Consider the following 15,649-nt stretch of genomic DNA (forward strand, 5'->3'; position numbering starts at 1 on the left):
GTGGGCCAGCCGACGGGCAGCCCCTCAAGGGCGGCTAGCGCCGTCGCCTACGGCGATGGCCTTCGGCCCCCCTTGACCGGCCGCCCGCCGCCCGGCTGGGGCTTGGCGTGCGGCTTAAGCCGTAATGAAAGCACGCTTTCGACCTGGGGGTAGGCTCGGACCTGTGGCCAGCCGCCAACGCCCCGGCTGAATTTTTCCGGCCGGTAGGGGGGCGGCGTGCGTGGGGGGTCTTTACCCGGCGGACGAATGGCTCCGCGCGTCAGTGCGAACCTATGCCACCTAAACCCAAGACCGCGCCCACGGGTGCCGCTGCGGCCCAAGCGATCGAGACTGGGGTCTCTCCAACCAAGACCAGGAGACCCTACAAGCGCCAGCCGGTGGTCATGTACCCCGAGCCCCTATCGACCGAGTGGGAAGACCCCGAGGACTTTGCTGAAGCCTTCCAGCTTCACGTCGCGCGGCACGGCGAGACCGTCTACCGACTGCACAAGGCGATCACCGCCCAGGGCTTCAAGATCGATCCCCAGACCCTCTACACATGGAAGCGCGGCGACAAGGAGCCGCGCAGCGCCACGGGCCTTCGCGTGCTCAAGGCGATCGAGCGGCGCTATCGCCTGCCTGATGGCTACTTCTCTTCGAAGCTCGCTCACCCCGGCCGGATGATCACCGGCGGCGGACTGGAAAAGCTCTCCTTGGTCGAGCGCCGGCGCCTGGCCGGGCACCTGCCCGATGACTTCGACCTTCTCCCCAGGGCCAAGCGGGCGGAGATCCTGGCCTGGGTGCGTACGGTGATTATCTCCGGCGCCACCGACTATCGGCGCTACCACGCCAATGCGGTGCTCCATCGCTTCTCGTTCCGGTTCTCCGAGGGCGCCTTGCCCCTGCCGTTCCCCAAGCCCCGGCCGCTTGAGGAGCGTTTGGCCGACGAGGGTGCGCCCGAGGTTGGCAGGCCCGTGCAGACCGAGCGGGCGCCGATCATCCTCGATACCGAGGCCAGGGACCTGCGGCTCTTCAAGACCGCGACCCTGACGACCGGCGGCCGTGGCCGTAACGGCGTCTGGAACGACGAGACCGCCAACCAGAAGATGGAGCACCTGGGGCTCCTCTTCGGAGCGCTGGCGGCCTGTCCCGAGGGCGAGGTTCGCGGGTATGGCGCGCCTGTCCGCTGCATGACCTTCGCAGTCCTGCTCTTCCCGGCTGTGTGGGATTGGTATCTGCGCTGGCGAGAGATCAAGCGCGGGTTCTTCACAAGGTGGGAAAGCGAAATGCTCACCGTCGTCGCCGGCCTCACGCGCCAGGGCACAGGGTGGCTTCGCCAGTCGCCGCATCTGGCCGGCTATCTTCGGCCCATCGCAGGCCTCATCACGCCGGCCGACATCGTGGCGGCGACCCAGGATTGGGAAGGCGTCTGCGAGAAGATCCACCGGCACGCCATCGTCAGGGCCAAGGAGGTCGATCGGGTCGCCCGGGTGCATCGCGACCCGTTCGAGCCGATCCTGACCATCCTGGAGGCCGACAGCCCACTAGGGGAGTATCGCAAGATCGCCGAGGAGGTGCGCCGACGCCGGCCCGATCGCCGCCGCTTCCCCGTCGCGGCCGCCGAGGCGACGCGGGGATATCTGATGATCCGCATGGGCCTGCATCTAGGGCTTCGGCAAAAGAACCTGCGCCAGCTCCTCGTCACGCCCCGTGGCCGCAGCCCAACGCCAGAGCGCCAGCTAGAGGCCCTCAAGCGGGGCGAACTGCGATGGAGCGACCGAGACGGCGGCTGGGAGGTCTTCGTGCCCGCCGTGGCCTTCAAGAACGCCGGATCGACCTTTTTCAGGAAGAGCCCGCTGCGCCTGATCCTGCCGGACCTGTCGGGCCTCTACGACGAGATAGACGTCTGGCTGCGGCTGGACCGGAAGGCCTTGCTGAAGGCCCAGCCCGATCCGCGAACCTTCTTCGTCAAGACGGTGAAGAACAAGAGCAACAGCGGCGCCTACGAGCAGCACAAGTTCTATGAGGCTTGGCGCTCCATCATTCAGCGCTACGGCATCTACAACCCCTACACTGGCAAAGGCGCGATCGAGGGGCTATTGCCGCACGGGTCGCACAATGTGCGCGACGTGCTGGCTACCCACGTCCTCAAGCAGACCGGCTCCTACGAGCAGGCCAGCTACGCCATCCAGGACACGCCCGACACCATAGCCGAGCACTACGGCCGGTTCCTGCCGCAGGATAAGGCCGCCCTCGTGGCGCAGGTGCTCAATCAGGTTTGGGGGAGCTGAGGTCGAGCCGCCGGCCTTCACTAGCCGGAATTGGGCCTAGCTGACTGCAAGGCTAAGGCTGCTCCACCGACGGCCAAGGCGCAAACCAAGCAAGCATGATGAAATGGAGGGCGGCCCTACTGGGCCGCCCAAATCAACTTCAGGACCCAAGAAACGGGAGGCATCGCCGTTGGCGCATAGTCGCGTAGCGGGATCGACGATCAGTTTCCGCGCCGATACGCATCAACCTCAGCCTTGCTGACATCAGATGGATAGCACATGGGAGCGTAGCCGCCGCCACGGCTGTAGGCGCTACGGCCACCGCACGAGCTACCATTCCGAGCGGTGTTGTAGGGGCAGGCGCAGCTTCCCGGGTAGTTGGCGATCGATTGTTGGATGATCGCCTTCTTGATCTGCGCATCTGAAAGCTTTGGTGCAGCGGTTGCGCCAGCGGGGATCATCGCGACGAGAGCTGTCGCAATCAGGAACGTTCTGAGCAAAGTGACATCCTCAATGGTGAAGCTAAGCTTGACCATTGCAACTCGGCTGGTCGGAGTTTGTGCGGAATGTCACATGACGGGTGCTGAGCACGTGTGGGAAGGTGCACGCTCGCACTGCGTCCCGGGGTGGCTAGTGGACGCAAGGCGGGCGAGCCTGATGGCCGTCAGGCCCATCGGAGCAGGCAATTCCTCACGGCCGAAAGCAAGCAGCAAGCGGCTTAACCGCTAAGCCTTGAGGCGGACACCCGGGCCGCCTGGCTTTGTCTCTCCGGCTTCCATGAAGACGACGCCGGCCCCCTCCAAGGCGCGCCGAACAGCTTCGACGTTACCGGCCGTGCTGCGACCAGGACCAAGAGGACCTTCCATGCGGCGGATGGTCGGCATGGACAGACCCGACGCCTCGGCTAGCTGCGGCTGACTCCAATCGACTAACGCTCGCGCAGCCTTGATCTGCTCTGCAGTAAGCACAAATTGTCACTTTCTGATCTTATGAGATCGTTTTGTGTTGATCTCGGCGCGCCGCTGTGATATGAAAATGATAATCGCACTTTTAGGATTCTGACCATGGGCTCGCGTCGAAAGACGGGCGGCGACCGTGCGCGCCTGCCTGATCTCACCAGACGATCCGTGATGGGCGCGGCGGCGGCCGCACCTGTGGCCGTCGGCGGCGGCGCTCCCGCCTTGCTCCCCGCCGACAGCGCTCTGACCCGCTTGGGGACCTTCGTCGCCCTCGACCTTCGTATCTGCCGGCTCGTGAACCGCTGGGCCGATCTGGAGAGCGACGTCTTCGATAACCACAACTGGCTCAATCTCACCGAGGAGCAGCAGCTCGCGTTGCCGCAGGGCCAGGAAATGGCTCGCATAGACGCCATGCTCCCGGACCTCTTTCGCCAGCGGCATGAGCTCACCGAGGCCTTGCCCAAGGTTGCCGCTGCCACCCCAACAGAGATCGCCGCCAAGGTGGCCGCAGCGGCCCGGCTGGTCGACCCCGAGGACAATGAGCCGGCGCACCTGGTCCTGGCCGGCGCCGTCCGTGATCTCGCCGCCATGCGCTGCCCGGACTGCAATCGTCCCCTCGTGTTGGAGGGCTGGATTGAATGGTCGGTGCGGGCCGGTAGGGACGGAAGTGCATGAACTAGCGGATGTGCATCCGTTCAGCCGCTGACCTGAGGAAGGGTCTCTAATGCCGCTCTCGGTGTATCTGACGTCGCGCAAATGGCCCCAAAGGGTCGGAGCTGCGGTCAATCGCGCTCTAAGGGCGATTGAGGCAGTTCTGACTGGCGCGAAAACTAAGCGCCCACATCGCTTGGAGCGAACGGTGATGGGCTCGGCATTTCCGACCGACTACAGGCTTGTGCATTCGTCCGCGCCGTCTCGCCGGGCCTTTCGGCAGAGTATGGTTGTTGATGGTAATCGAACGACTGAGGCTGCTCGCACGAGAAAACTACCTCAGAAAATTCATCGTAGTTTTCTGACGCCGAAGCAGTTGGAGAAAATACTCAAGGGTGCGCGGGCAGGGGGCTTTGAGCCAACCGAAATTGTATTGGGGGCCCGAGGCGAGGTCCGTCTACTGCTAGATCGTGACAAAGGCGTGCTTGTTGGACTTGCGACGAACGACTTCGATCTAGAATTCGGATGAAGAAGCGCCCGCCATATGTCAGCAAGTATGCTGATCGTCACGGCAAGGTCCGTTGGCGATTTCGTAAGAGAGGGCACGACGAAACCCAGACGACAGCGGTCTACGATACTCCCGGCTGGTGGTCTTGGTATTTTGCGGCCCTCAAGGGGCAATCGCGCCAGATTGGCAGCGATCGCACGAGCCCAGGGACATTCAATTCCCTGATCGTCGCTTACTATCAGTCATCCGGCTGGAAGCTCCTCCGACCAGCCACGCAGACGGCCTACAGAGGCGAGATCGAGCGATTTCGGAGCGCTCACGGCGCCAAGCGGGTCAATGACCTTAAGAGCTCTCACATAGCGCGGATGATGGATCTCAAGGCTGACCAACCGGCGGCAGCGAACAACCTATTGCGCGTACTTCGGGTTCTCATGAGCTTCGCGCAATCGAGGGGGTGGCGGTCAGACAATCCGGCCGATAGCGTGAAGAAGCTGATCTATCGTTCCGATGGCTTTCACAGTTGGACAGATGGCGAGATCGCTCAATTTGAGAAGCGATGGCCGGTCGGAACACGAGAGCGCTTAGCTTTTGATCTGCTGCTCTACACAGGGCAGCGGAGTGCAGATGTTCGCACCATGACGCGTAGCCAGGTTGGGGGCAGCATAATCCGGCTGAAGCAGCAGAAGACTGACGAACGGTTGGAAATCCCGATACACCCTGCGCTCAGTGCGTCGCTTGATCGTTGTGGCGGCATCCATCCGAGTCTGATCACCACGCAGTATGGGGAGCCCTTTAGCGCGAAGGGCTTCGGGAACTGGATTTCCGCTGCGGCTGAGCGTGCCGGTCTACCCGCAGGCTGTAGCGCGCATGGCCTTCGGAAGGCAGCTGCGCGTCGCCTTGCTGAGGCAGGCTGCACACCTCACCAGATTGCAGCGATAACTGGCCACAAGTCGCTAAAGGAGATCGAACGATACACGCGCGCAGTGGATCAGCGGATGAGCGCAGAGGCGGCGATGCGGAAGGTTCAGGAAGCCCGAAATGTCTAACCGCCCACGCGAGTTAGACAAAAAATCGATCAACCATTTGAGAAATATGAAGGATTTTCCGCGCATGGCGGCCCGGGAGGGACTCGAACCCCCGACCTTCGCTTTAGGAAAGCGCTGCTCTATCCTGCTGAGCTACCGGGCCGCGTGCGCGGCGGAGAGGGTGCATAGCGCATGTTGCGCCGGGTGCGAAGCCTGAGCGTCGCGGCGGCGCGGCGGATTGTCGCAAGGGCGTGGGGCGGAAACATCGCACGGCGCCGCTTCAAAGCCTTGATCTCGTTCGACTGTGGGTCGTCTGGAAGACTCTGTTAACCTTCCCGGCAACCGTGAGTAGATGCGTGCGTCGTCACGCCTCTTGTTGTTGTCCCCCCGGCGCGTGTTAGGCTCGCGTCCCAGTGGATCCGCGAGCGTCCTTTCGTATGTTGGATATGGCCGAGCACGACCTGTCGGACGGCGAAGACGATTCAGCCCTCCTGACTCTGGTCGAAACGATCGAGGAGCTCTCGGCGACCCGGACCATCGACGAGGTGGCCGCGGTGGTCCGCTCTTCTGCGCGCCGAATTTCGGGCGCCGACGGCGTGGCCTTCGTGCTGCGCGACAACGACTGCTGCTGGTACCTGGACGAGGACGCGATCGGCCCGCTGTGGAAGGGCAAGCGCTTCCCGCTGACCGCCTGCATCTCGGGCTGGTCGATGCTGAACCGCCAGACGGTGGTGATCCCCGACATCTACCAGGACGACCGAATCCCGCACGACGCCTACCGGCCGACCTTCGTCAAAAGCCTGGTGATGACGCCGGTGCGCACCCGCGACCCGATCGCGGCCCTGGGCGCCTACTGGGCCAAGGAGCACACGCCGCCGCCGGAGATCGTGGCCAAGCTGCAGGTGATGGCCCGCGCCACCGCCGCGGCCCTGGAGAGCGGCCGGCTGCACGCCTCGCTGAACAAGGAGCTGGAGCGGCGCACCTTCCTGATGCGCGAACTGGACCACCGGGTGAAGAACACCCTGGCCTCGGTGCAGTCTATCGCCAGCCAGACCCTGCGCACGGCCGCCTCGCCGCAGGCCTTCAACGAGTCGTTCGAGTCGCGCCTGCTGGCCCTGTCGCAGGCCCACGAGCTGCTGACCAAGCAGGCCTGGGGCAAGGCCCACCTGCGCGAGATCCTGGCCGCGGCCATGCGCCCGTTCGGCGGGCTGGAGGACGGCCGGTTCGTGGTCGAGGGACCGCCGATCGAGATCACGCCCGAGGCGGCGGTGGCCGTGCACATGACGCTGCACGAACTGATCGTCAACGCCGCCAAGTACGGGGCCCTGTCGGTCCCGACCGGCGCGGTGTCGGTGGCCTGGCGTATCGAGGGCGAAGGGGGCGCGCATCCCACCTTCGTGCTGGAATGGCGCGAGCGCGGCGGCCCGCCGGTGGCGCCCCCGGAACCCAAGGACGAAGGCTTCGGCTCGCGGCTGATCCGCCGGGGCCTGTCGCGCGACCTGGGCGGCGCGGCCGTTCTGGACTTCGCGCCCGAAGGCCTGACCTTCACCTTCCGCGCGCCTCTCTCGCAAAGGCTGGCGGCGGCATGAGCGGGCGTCGGATCATGATCGTCGAGGACGAGGCCCTGGTGGCCATGATGGTCGAGGACCTGCTGACCGATCTCGGCTGCGAGGTCTCCGGCTCGTTCGGCGCGGTGGGCGAGGCCCTGGCCTATCTGGACGACGGCAAGCCGCCGCTGGACGGGGCGGTGCTCGACATCAACATCGGCGGCGAGATGGTGTTTCCGGTGGCCGAGGCCCTGCGGGCCAAGGGCGTGCCGTTCGTCTTCGCCACCGGCTACGGGGCCTTGCCGCGCAAGGGCTTCGAGGACGTGACGGTGCTGTCCAAGCCGATCAACTTCGGCCACCTGCGCGACGCCGTGCACGGGTTCGGCCAGGCGGCCTGACGGGCCGTCCTTAAGTAGCCGCGGGCGCTCCGCTCGCGTTGACCTCAACCACGGTTGAGGTTCTAGAGGCTTCGTCGGTCAAGGGGCTCCCACGGGGGAGCCGTGCATCCGGAGCCGACGCCATGTCCTTTTCCCTGCAACGCCCGCGCTGGGTTCCCGTCCTGGCCTGGCTGCTGGCCGCCTTCTTCGTGTTCGGAGCGGTCGGCAACCTGCTGGCGCCGCCCGACATCGCCGAAAGCTACCGGCGCTGGGGCTATCCGGACTGGTTCCATGTCGTGACCGGCGTCCTGGAGCTGGCGGCGGCGGGGCTGCTGGCCTGGCGGCGTGCGCGGCCGGTCGGCGCGGGGCTGGCCGCGACGGTGATGGGGGCGGCGGTGCTGACCGTGCTGCTGCACCGCGACTGGGGCCACCTGCCGCCGCCGCTGACCGTGCTGGCCCTGTCGGTGCTGGCCGGCTGGGGCGCGCTGCGCAGCGGACGCGCCTAGCCCGGCTCGCCGTAGACGATCCCGCGCCCGTCCGTGCCCACGTACACGCGACCGTACACCCGCATGTCGGCGGCCAGGCAGCGGAAGCGGCGGCCGTATTCGTGGCGGCCGTCGTTGACGCGTACCCAGCTCTTGCCCTCGTCGTCCGAGCGCCAGATGGCCCTGGCGCCGTCCTTGCGGCCGATGGCGAAGAGGGCCGGATGGGCCTTTCCGGGCGGCGGGGCGCCCAGGTCGAGCTGGTCGACCTGCACGCCGCCGTCGATCCGGGAAAAGCGGGCGCCGCCGTCGGTGGAGCGATAGAGGCCCTGCGTCGAGACGAACCACAGGTGGCCGGCCTTGCCGGGAACGGCCTTCAGCGGCCAGGGGATCTCGCGCCAGGTCACCTGGTCGGCGGCGAGGTCGGCCGGCAGGCCGCGCGTCGGGGCCGGGGCGAAGCCGGCGCCGGCGTCGGTGCTGAGGAAGCGCTTGCCGGTCTGGGTGTCGATGGCGGTGAAGCGCTGGGGATCGACGCGGTCGGGCACGGGGCGGACCCAGGGCGGCAGGCCCTGGCAGGCGGTCCAGGTCGCGCCCCGGTCGCGGGTGACCTGGGCCTGGGCGGTCATGACCATGAACACCGAGCCGTCGGCGTTGACGACGATGGCGGCGTCGTCGTGCGGGTCGGGCCCGCGACGGCCCTGGCCGGGCGGCGGCGGGGCGTTTGGGATGCGCGGGGCGGTCATCGGCGCCCAGGTCCGGCCGTGGTCGCCCGACCAGGCCAGGGTCGGGCCGCCGTGGCGCTGGTGCGGCGTGCCGCTGCGCACGACGATCGCGGGCTTGCCGCCGGCGTAGTCGATGAAGTTGGTGTTGCCGAACACCGGCGTGGTGAACTGGTCGCTCGGCGAGACGGACAGGTCGTCGTGCGCGAAGCCGGAGATGTCGCCGAAACCGCTGAGCAGTTGGGGGCCTTCCGGCAGGCTGGTCAGGGTGATGATCGCCGTCTGCTCGATGCCCTCCACCCACGGGAACCAGGTGGTCGGGCGCCCCGCGGCGGCCTTGGTGAACTCGCGCGTGGCGTAGATGGTCGCGCCGGTGGTGTAGCAGGCGAAGTCGGGGTCGAACGGGTCGATGGCCAGGCCCGCCATCCACCAGCCGAAGTCGGCCCGCGGCTCGCCCCAGTAGAGGAACGGCGTCGTCGTCACGTCGCGGCGGGCGTCGGGATAGAGGTCGGTCCAGGTCGCGCCGTGGTCGGTGGAGCGCCACAGCGCATCGTGCGGGTTCCAGCGGTTGAGGCTGGTCACCGCCACCGCGCCGTCGCCGTCGACCGCCACGCCCATGAAGCCGCCGCCGCGCTGGGGCAGGGGCTTGGCCGGGGTGATCTCGGTCCAGGCGTTGGTCGCCGTGTCGAGCCGCCAGACCGCGCCGTCGGCCACGTTCGACGGGCCGATGCCGCTGGAATAGGTGACGTAGAGCCGGCCCTCCTGGTCCAGCGCCGCCTTGCAGGCCAGGTAGGCGTGCGGGGCGGGGATCGGCTTCCAACTGGCGCCGCCGTCGTCGCTGCGCCACAGGTGATGCTCGGACGGGTCGGCGACGCCGACGAAGATCGTCCTCGAGCCCCCGCCCGGCTTGCCGCCGCGCGGATCGAAGATCACGAACGACAGGCCGCCGTGCGTCGGGGCGGGGCGGGCGTTGAGGCCCAGGCCCGGCAGCGGGAAGCTCGCCGACTTGGTCCAGGTCGCGCCCCGGTCGCGGCTGACCTGCAGGCCGTCGTGGCGCGAGGCGAAATAGAGCGTGCGGGTGTCGTTGGGGTCGATGGCCAGGCGCTCGCCCAGGCCCCGGCCGTCCTCGTTGCCGCCCATGCGGAAGGGGACGGGAAAGACGGTCCAGTCGGTTCCGCGATTGTCCGAGCGCAGGATGGCGGCCGGGTCGGGGCGGCCCATGCCGCAGGCCAGGTAGACGACGTTCGGGTCAAGCGGATCGGGCGCGACGCTCTCGACGCCTTGCCAGCTGCCCTGGGCCTGGTCGTCGAGCAGCGGGATCCAGCGCTCTTGCGAGGCCTGCCAGCGATAGGCCCCGCCCATGTCGGAGCGCAGATAGGCCAGGCCCTTCTCGACGCGGCTGAACACCACGTTGGGCACGAAGCCGCCGCCGCCGACCCGGACGTTGCGCCAGCGATAGGGCAGGGCGCGAGTGGCGGCCGCCGCGCCGAAAGGCAGCGCTGTCATGCTCGTCGCGAGCAGGAGGCCAGAAAGGGTCGCGCGGCGTGTCGGAATGTTGAAAGACATGTCGGCCCTGATGCTCAAGCGTACTGTTCCAGCAAGGTTTGGCATGCGGTCGACACGTTTCGCCAGCCCCAATTGGTAGCGCTAACCAAGCTCTACCTTGCCGTGCCGTGGCCGAAATGACGCAACCTCAGCTCAATTCGCTAAGCCGTTTCGGCCGCGTTTGACAGGCGGTGATGGCTGCGCCTATTCGCTTTTGCGAGTCATTATCGTTATCGCGAGAGCCCAATGCCCTGCACCTTCCGCGCCCTTCTTCTGGCCGCCGCGCTGAGCCCGGCCGTCCTGGCCGCCGCCGCCCATGCCGACGAGGCTCCGGCGGCCGAAGCGACGGCGGACAGCAACGTGGACGGGGTGGTGGTGACCGGGGCCCGCGCTCGCTCCACCGGCGCGACCGGCCTGGATCTCAGCCTGCGCGAGACGCCGCAGTCGATGACCATCGTCGGCCAGCAGCAGATCCGCGACTTCGGCCTGACCAGCGTCACCGACCTGCTGGACCGCGTGGTCGGCATCAATGTCGAGCGGGTCGAGACCGACCGCACCTACTTCAACGCCCGCGGCTTCGACGTGACCAACTTCCAGGTCGACGGCGTGGGCCTGCCGCTGAACTGGGGCATCCAGTACGGCGAGATCGACACCATCCTGTTCGACCGGGTCGACGTGGTGCGCGGGGTCAACGGCCTGACCACCGGCGTCGGCAATCCGTCGGCCACCGTCAACTACATCCGCAAGCGCCCGATCGCCGGCTTCCAGGCCTCGGCCGCGGCCCAGTACGGTTCCTGGAACGACAAGCGCCTGGAGGCCGACGTCTCCGGCTCGCTGAACGCCTCGGGCACGCTGTCGGGCCGGCTGATCTACGCCAACCAGGACCGGGACTCCTATCTCGACCACTACAAGGTCAACCGGAACGTCTATTACGGCGTGCTGTCGTGGGACGTGACGCCGAAGCTGAACGTCACCGGCGGCTATTCGCAGCAGGACAACCTTGCCACCGGCGTGCTGTGGGGCGCGCTGCCGCTGAGCTTCTCGGACGGCTCGCGCATCCCCTGGAAGCGTTCGGCCAGCACCTCGGCCGACTGGTCCTACTGGGACGTCAACGACAAGACCGCCTTCGTCGAGGCCAGCTACCTGTTCGACAACGACTGGGTCGCCAAGGCCACCTACACCCACAAGGACGTCGAGCAGAACGCCAAGCTGCTCTACGCCTCGGGCTATCCGGACAAGACCACGGGCCTGGGCATCGGCGGCTTCGTCGGCCACTACCCGTCGGAGTCCAAGCAGGACCTCGCGGACCTGACCTTCAACGGCCCGGTCTCGCTGTTCGGCCGCAGCCACCAGCTGGTGTTCGGCGCCAGCTACGCCGAGCAGACCCGCGAGGACTTCGCCTCGTCGGGCGCGACCTATCCGGCCTATCCGTCGGTCTATGACTGGGGCAGCGTCGCCGAGCCGACCACCTACACCGACCTCTACTCGGCCGCCCAGATCAAGGATCGCCTGACCCGCGTGTTCGGCGCCGCGCACCTGAACTTCACCGACCGCCTGAAGGGCGTGGTGGGCTTCAACGCCGTCGAGCAGAAGACGTCGGGCATATCGTACGGCGTCGACCAGGGCCGCACGGTGTCCAAGACCAGCCCCTATGCCGGCCTCGTCTTCGACCTGACGCCGCACGTGTCGCTGTACGGCAGCTACACCGACATCTTCAATCCGCAGGCCGAGGTCGACGCGAGCAACCGCAAGCTCGATCCGGTGCAGGGCGAAAGCTTCGAGGCGGGCGTGAAGAGCGAGTGGTTCGGCGGCAAGCTGTACGTCAGCGCGGCGGTGTTCAAGGTCGAGCAGCAGAACCTGGCGACCGCCGCCGGCACGTTCGGCGCGGGCGATCCCGGCCCGGTGGGCTTCACCTACTACACGGGCGTCGACACCACCTCGAAGGGCTACGAGCTGGAGATCAGCGGCATGGTCACCGACCGCTGGCAGGTCAGCGGCGGCTGGACCCAGCTGTCGCTCGAGGACAAGGACGGCGAGGACGCCCGCACCTTCCTGCCGCGCAAGAGCCTCAAGGTCTCGACCACCTACAGCTTCCCGCAATGGCGCAACGCCAAGGTGGGCGCCTCGCTGCGCTGGCAGGACGAGATCTCGGGCCTCGACACCTTCGTGGTCACCCAGAAGGCCTACGCCGTGGTCGACCTGATGGGCAGCGCCGACCTGACCGACCAGATCAAGCTGACGGTCAACGTCCGCAACCTGTTCGACGAGTCGTACCTCAACAGCGTGATGTGGGGGCAGGCCTACTACGCCGCGCCGCGCAACGCGTCGGTTCGCCTTGACTATCGCTTCTAAGAATCATTCCTAGAAACATCCTCAAGGAGCCGGCGCGAGCGATCGCGCCGGCTCTGCTTGGTTCCGAGCAGATGGAGGCGGCCTCATGGACGCGCGCAATCTCGACACGCCCTACGCGCCGCCCGTCTCGCCGCCGGTGCGCAAGGCCGCGGGCGTAGCCAAGGCCGTACGCGCGGCCGTGCGGCCGATCCTGACCTTCATCCACCGCTGGGTGGGTCTGATCATGGCCGGCTTCCTGTTCATCTCCGGCGTCACCGGCGCGGTGATCTCGTGGGACCACGAGCTGGACGACGTGCTCAACCCGCACCTGATGCACGCCAGGACCGATGGCCCGGCCCTGCCGACCCTGGACATCGTCAAGGCGGTCGAGGCGCGCGATCCGCGGGTGATCGTCTCGTACTTCCCGCTGGTCGCCGAGCCGGGCGAGACCCTGGCCATCGGCGTCGACGCCCGCCAGGACCCCAAGACCGGCAAGCACTACGAGCTGGGCTACAATCAGGTGTTCGTCGACCCCGCGACGGGCGTCGAGCAGGGCCGGCGCGAGTGGGGCGCGGTCTGGCCGATCAAGACCGAGACCTTCGTCTCGTTCCTCTACGTACTGCACTACACGCTGCACATTCCCGAGTTCTGGGGCATCGACCGCTGGGGCATCTGGCTGCTGGGCGGGATCGCGGTGCTGTGGACGCTGGACTGCTTCGTCGGCTTCTACCTGACCCTGCCGGCCAGCGCCGCCAATGGTCGCAAGCCGGCCAAGAGCTTCTGGAGCCGCTGGAAGCCGGCCTGGCAGATCAAGACCAAGGCCAGCGCCTACCGGATCAATTTCGACATCCACCGCGCCTTCGGCCTGTGGCTGTGGGGCGTGCTGTTCGTCGTGGCCTTCACGGCCTTCTCGCTGAACCTCTACAGCGAGGTGTTCTATCCGGTGATGTCGAAGATCTCGAAGGTCTCGCCGACGCCGTTCGACACCCGCGTGCCGACCAGCCACGACAACCCGATCCTGCCCAGGCAGACCTACGAGACGATCATCGCCAAGGCGCGGGCCGACGCGCAGGCGCGCGGCTTCACCGCCCCGGTCGGCGGGGCCTTCTATTCGGCCCACTACGGCATCTACGGCGTGGCCTTCCACAAGGTGGGCGACGACCACGGGGCCGGCGGCGTGGGGCCGCCCTACCTCTATTACGACGGCGCCGACGGCCGTTACCTGGGCGAGCGCCTGCCGTGGAAGGGCACGGCGGCCGACATCTTCGTCCAGGCCCAGTTCCCGCTGCACTCGGGCCGGATCCTGGGCGTTCCGGGCCGCATCCTGATCTCGCTGACCGGCCTCGTCGTCGCCGCGCTCAGCGTCACCGGCGTGGTCATCTGGCTGAAGAAGCGCCGGGCCCGCGTGCTGCGGAAAAAGCCGGCTTAAGGGGGGGCAAAGCCCCCATGGCCGTCATCCCGGAAACGGCGAAGCCGTTATCCCGGACCTAGGGGACTGGGCGCGACGATGCGGTCTACTTCCTGTCAGGCGGCCAGAGCACTGCGGCGGCCCTGGGTCCCGGCTCTCCGCTTCGCTACGGCCGGGATGACGGGCAAGGAGGCTCAGCAGCTTGTGTGGCCGCCGCGGGTCCAGGCGGCGGAGGCTTCGGCGATCTGGCGCAGGACGGTCAGGTCGATGTCGGCCAGACGCTTGATGTAGACGCAGGACACGGCCGAGCGGTGCTTGCCGAGCTTCTCGAGCAGCGCCTCGCGCTCGGGAAAGTCGGAGGCGAAGTAGAGCACCAGCTCGGTCTTGCGCGGCGAGAAGCCCAGCAGGGGCCAGTCCATCGGCTTGGGGCCACCGGTCGAATAGGATCCGAAGCCGACGATCGAGGGCCCCCACATCACCGCGGGCGCGCCGGCGATCTCGCTCAGCAGGTCGCGCACCGCGCGGGCGTCGGCCTGGCGGGCCGGCGGCGAGGCGTCCAGGAAGTCGTCGACGCTGGCGTCCGTGGGGCGGGTCTTGGGTTCGGCGGCCATGGCGGGCTCCCGTGCGGCCGGGCGAGAGTGAGCGGGATCGAGCATCTTGCCAAGGTCCGGGTCGGCGCGGTTTGAGACGCCTGGTCGAATGATCGCGGGCGGATCGCGCTAAAGGGTTTGAACCCACAGCTTGGCCACGGGGGGCGGAGCATGCCGCACGACGTCCAGCCTGATCGCCTGCCGCACCTGGCCGCCAATATCGGCGCCGACTATGCCGACAGTTTCGCCGCCTGCCGTGAGCTGCTGGCGCTGATGTTCGAGCTGGACGCGTCGTCGCCGGACGGGCGCGCCGGCTACGCCATGGACTTCGCCCTCTACGACTACGGCCCGATCAAGCTGGGCATGTCGCGCGGACCGGCGTCGATCATGGTCCGCGGTCCCCAGCTCATCGCGCGGACGGGTGTCGACCAGTTCCACGTCCAATACTATCGCAGCCACGGTTTCGTCCTGACGCTGGACGGCGCCGATCAGGAGGTCCGGCCGGGCGACATCTGCATGCTAGACCTGTCCCGTCCGGCGGCCCTGCGCACCGACGGGATCGACAACCTGTCGGCCATCGTCGCGCGGGACCTGCTGTCGCCGCTGCTGGCGGACGCGGGCGATGTCCACGGGCTGGTGCTGCGCCGCGACAGCGAGGCCGGCGTCGCCGTCCGCGAGCATCTGGACGAGATGTGGCTGCGCGGTCCCGAGTTGACGGTGGAGCAGGGGCTGGCGTGGAGCCGCTCGACCGCGGCCCTGCTGGCCGGGGTCGTCCGGGCCAACACCCAGAGCCGGGCGGCGACCCGAGCCGAGCTGCGCAGGAGCCAGTTCCGCGCCATCCGCCGGCGCATCGACCGGGACATCGGCGACCCGGACCTCGGCCCGGCCGCGCTCGCCGGCCAATTCTATGTGACCCGCCCGACCCTCTACAGGATGTTCGAGCCCTATGGCGGCGTCGGGCGCTACATCCTCGGGCGCAGGCTGACGGGCGCCTTCCGCGACCTGTCGGATCCGGTCCTGGCGCGGGAGCCGATCGCGGCGGTCCTGCGCCGATGGGGCTTCGAGAACCATACGGCGGCCGGGCGCGCCTTTCGCGCCACGTTCGGCATGACGCCCTCCGCCTGCCGATCCCAGGCCCTGGCCGTCCGTGCGAGCGGCGGCGCGGCCGGCGATGCGGCCTTCGACATTCCGTCCGAGGTGCCGGCGAACATCAGGGCGTTCCAGGGGCGCGCCGCGTCGAACGCGTAAAGGCCCCGCC

The 15,649-nt window shown here is 67.6% G+C and carries 12 protein-coding genes and 1 tRNA gene; 9 read left to right on the plus strand and 4 right to left on the minus strand.

The window, feature by feature from the left end:
• Positions 1-383 precede the first annotated feature (383 nt).
• Positions 384-2,270 (plus strand): hypothetical protein, encoded by a 1,887-nt coding sequence (locus DDF62_RS26010; RefSeq protein WP_244286718.1) that lies wholly within the window; start codon positions 384-386, stop codon positions 2,268-2,270.
• Positions 2,271-2,470: 200 nt separating this feature from the next.
• On the opposite strand, the gene DDF62_RS03175 is transcribed toward DDF62_RS26010, so the two are convergent.
• Entirely contained in the window at positions 2,471-2,785 is a 315-nt protein-coding gene (locus DDF62_RS03175; protein WP_208866817.1) for a hypothetical protein, read from the minus strand.
• Positions 2,786-3,313: 528 nt separating this feature from the next.
• Between DDF62_RS03175 and DDF62_RS03185 the strand changes: the two genes are divergently transcribed.
• A complete protein-coding gene (locus DDF62_RS03185) occupies positions 3,314-3,883 on the plus strand; it encodes a twin-arginine translocation signal domain-containing protein (RefSeq protein WP_116487770.1) in 570 nt (189 codons plus the stop codon).
• Between the two features lie 501 nt (positions 3,884-4,384).
• Positions 4,385-5,413, plus strand: coding sequence for a tyrosine-type recombinase/integrase (locus DDF62_RS03190; RefSeq protein WP_116487771.1), 1,029 nt, complete (start codon positions 4,385-4,387; stop codon positions 5,411-5,413).
• 65 nt (positions 5,414-5,478) lie between these two features.
• On the opposite strand, the gene DDF62_RS03195 is transcribed toward DDF62_RS03190, so the two are convergent.
• Positions 5,479-5,555, minus strand: a tRNA-Arg gene (locus DDF62_RS03195).
• 274 nt (positions 5,556-5,829) lie between these two features.
• On the opposite strand from DDF62_RS03195, the gene DDF62_RS03200 reads away from it, so the two are divergent.
• The 3 genes from DDF62_RS03200 to DDF62_RS03210 all read left to right on the plus strand — a co-directional run bounded on the left by DDF62_RS03200 (position 5,830) and on the right by DDF62_RS03210 (position 7,822).
• Positions 5,830-6,981, plus strand: coding sequence for a sensor histidine kinase (locus DDF62_RS03200; RefSeq protein ID WP_116487772.1), 1,152 nt, complete (start codon positions 5,830-5,832; stop codon positions 6,979-6,981).
• Positions 6,978-7,337, plus strand: a complete 360-nt coding sequence (locus tag DDF62_RS03205; protein ID WP_116487773.1) for a response regulator — start codon at positions 6,978-6,980, stop codon at positions 7,335-7,337. Before DDF62_RS03200 ends, DDF62_RS03205 begins: the two co-directional genes overlap by 4 nt.
• A 122-nt stretch (positions 7,338-7,459) precedes the next feature.
• Complete coding sequence (locus DDF62_RS03210; RefSeq protein ID WP_116487774.1) at positions 7,460-7,822, plus strand: DoxX family protein; 363 nt, start codon at positions 7,460-7,462, stop codon at positions 7,820-7,822.
• On the opposite strand, the gene DDF62_RS03215 is transcribed toward DDF62_RS03210, so the two are convergent.
• Entirely contained in the window at positions 7,819-10,023 is a 2,205-nt protein-coding gene (locus DDF62_RS03215) for a WD40/YVTN/BNR-like repeat-containing protein (protein WP_208866818.1), read from the minus strand. The two genes, DDF62_RS03210 and DDF62_RS03215, sit on opposite strands and share 4 nt — an antisense overlap.
• A gap of 285 nt (positions 10,024-10,308) precedes the next feature.
• Between DDF62_RS03215 and DDF62_RS03220 the strand changes: the two genes are divergently transcribed.
• A complete protein-coding gene (locus DDF62_RS03220) occupies positions 10,309-12,414 on the plus strand; it encodes a TonB-dependent siderophore receptor (RefSeq protein ID WP_116487775.1) in 2,106 nt (701 codons plus the stop codon).
• Positions 12,415-12,499: 85 nt separating this feature from the next.
• Complete coding sequence (locus DDF62_RS03225; protein ID WP_116487776.1) at positions 12,500-13,822, plus strand: PepSY-associated TM helix domain-containing protein; 1,323 nt, start codon at positions 12,500-12,502, stop codon at positions 13,820-13,822.
• A 173-nt stretch (positions 13,823-13,995) separates the two neighbouring features.
• Here DDF62_RS03225 and DDF62_RS03230 read toward each other — a convergent pair whose 3' ends face one another.
• Positions 13,996-14,412, minus strand: coding sequence for a DUF1801 domain-containing protein (locus DDF62_RS03230; RefSeq protein ID WP_116487777.1), 417 nt, complete (start codon positions 14,410-14,412; stop codon positions 13,996-13,998).
• Between the two features lie 150 nt (positions 14,413-14,562).
• Here DDF62_RS03230 and DDF62_RS03235 point away from each other — a divergent pair, with 150 nt between their 5' ends.
• Positions 14,563-15,639, plus strand: a complete 1,077-nt coding sequence (locus tag DDF62_RS03235) for a helix-turn-helix domain-containing protein (RefSeq protein WP_116487778.1) — start codon at positions 14,563-14,565, stop codon at positions 15,637-15,639.
• Positions 15,640-15,649: the final 10 nt, after the last annotated feature.

The organism is Caulobacter radicis, from assembly GCF_003094615.1.
GTDB lineage: Bacteria > Pseudomonadota > Alphaproteobacteria > Caulobacterales > Caulobacteraceae > Caulobacter > Caulobacter radicis.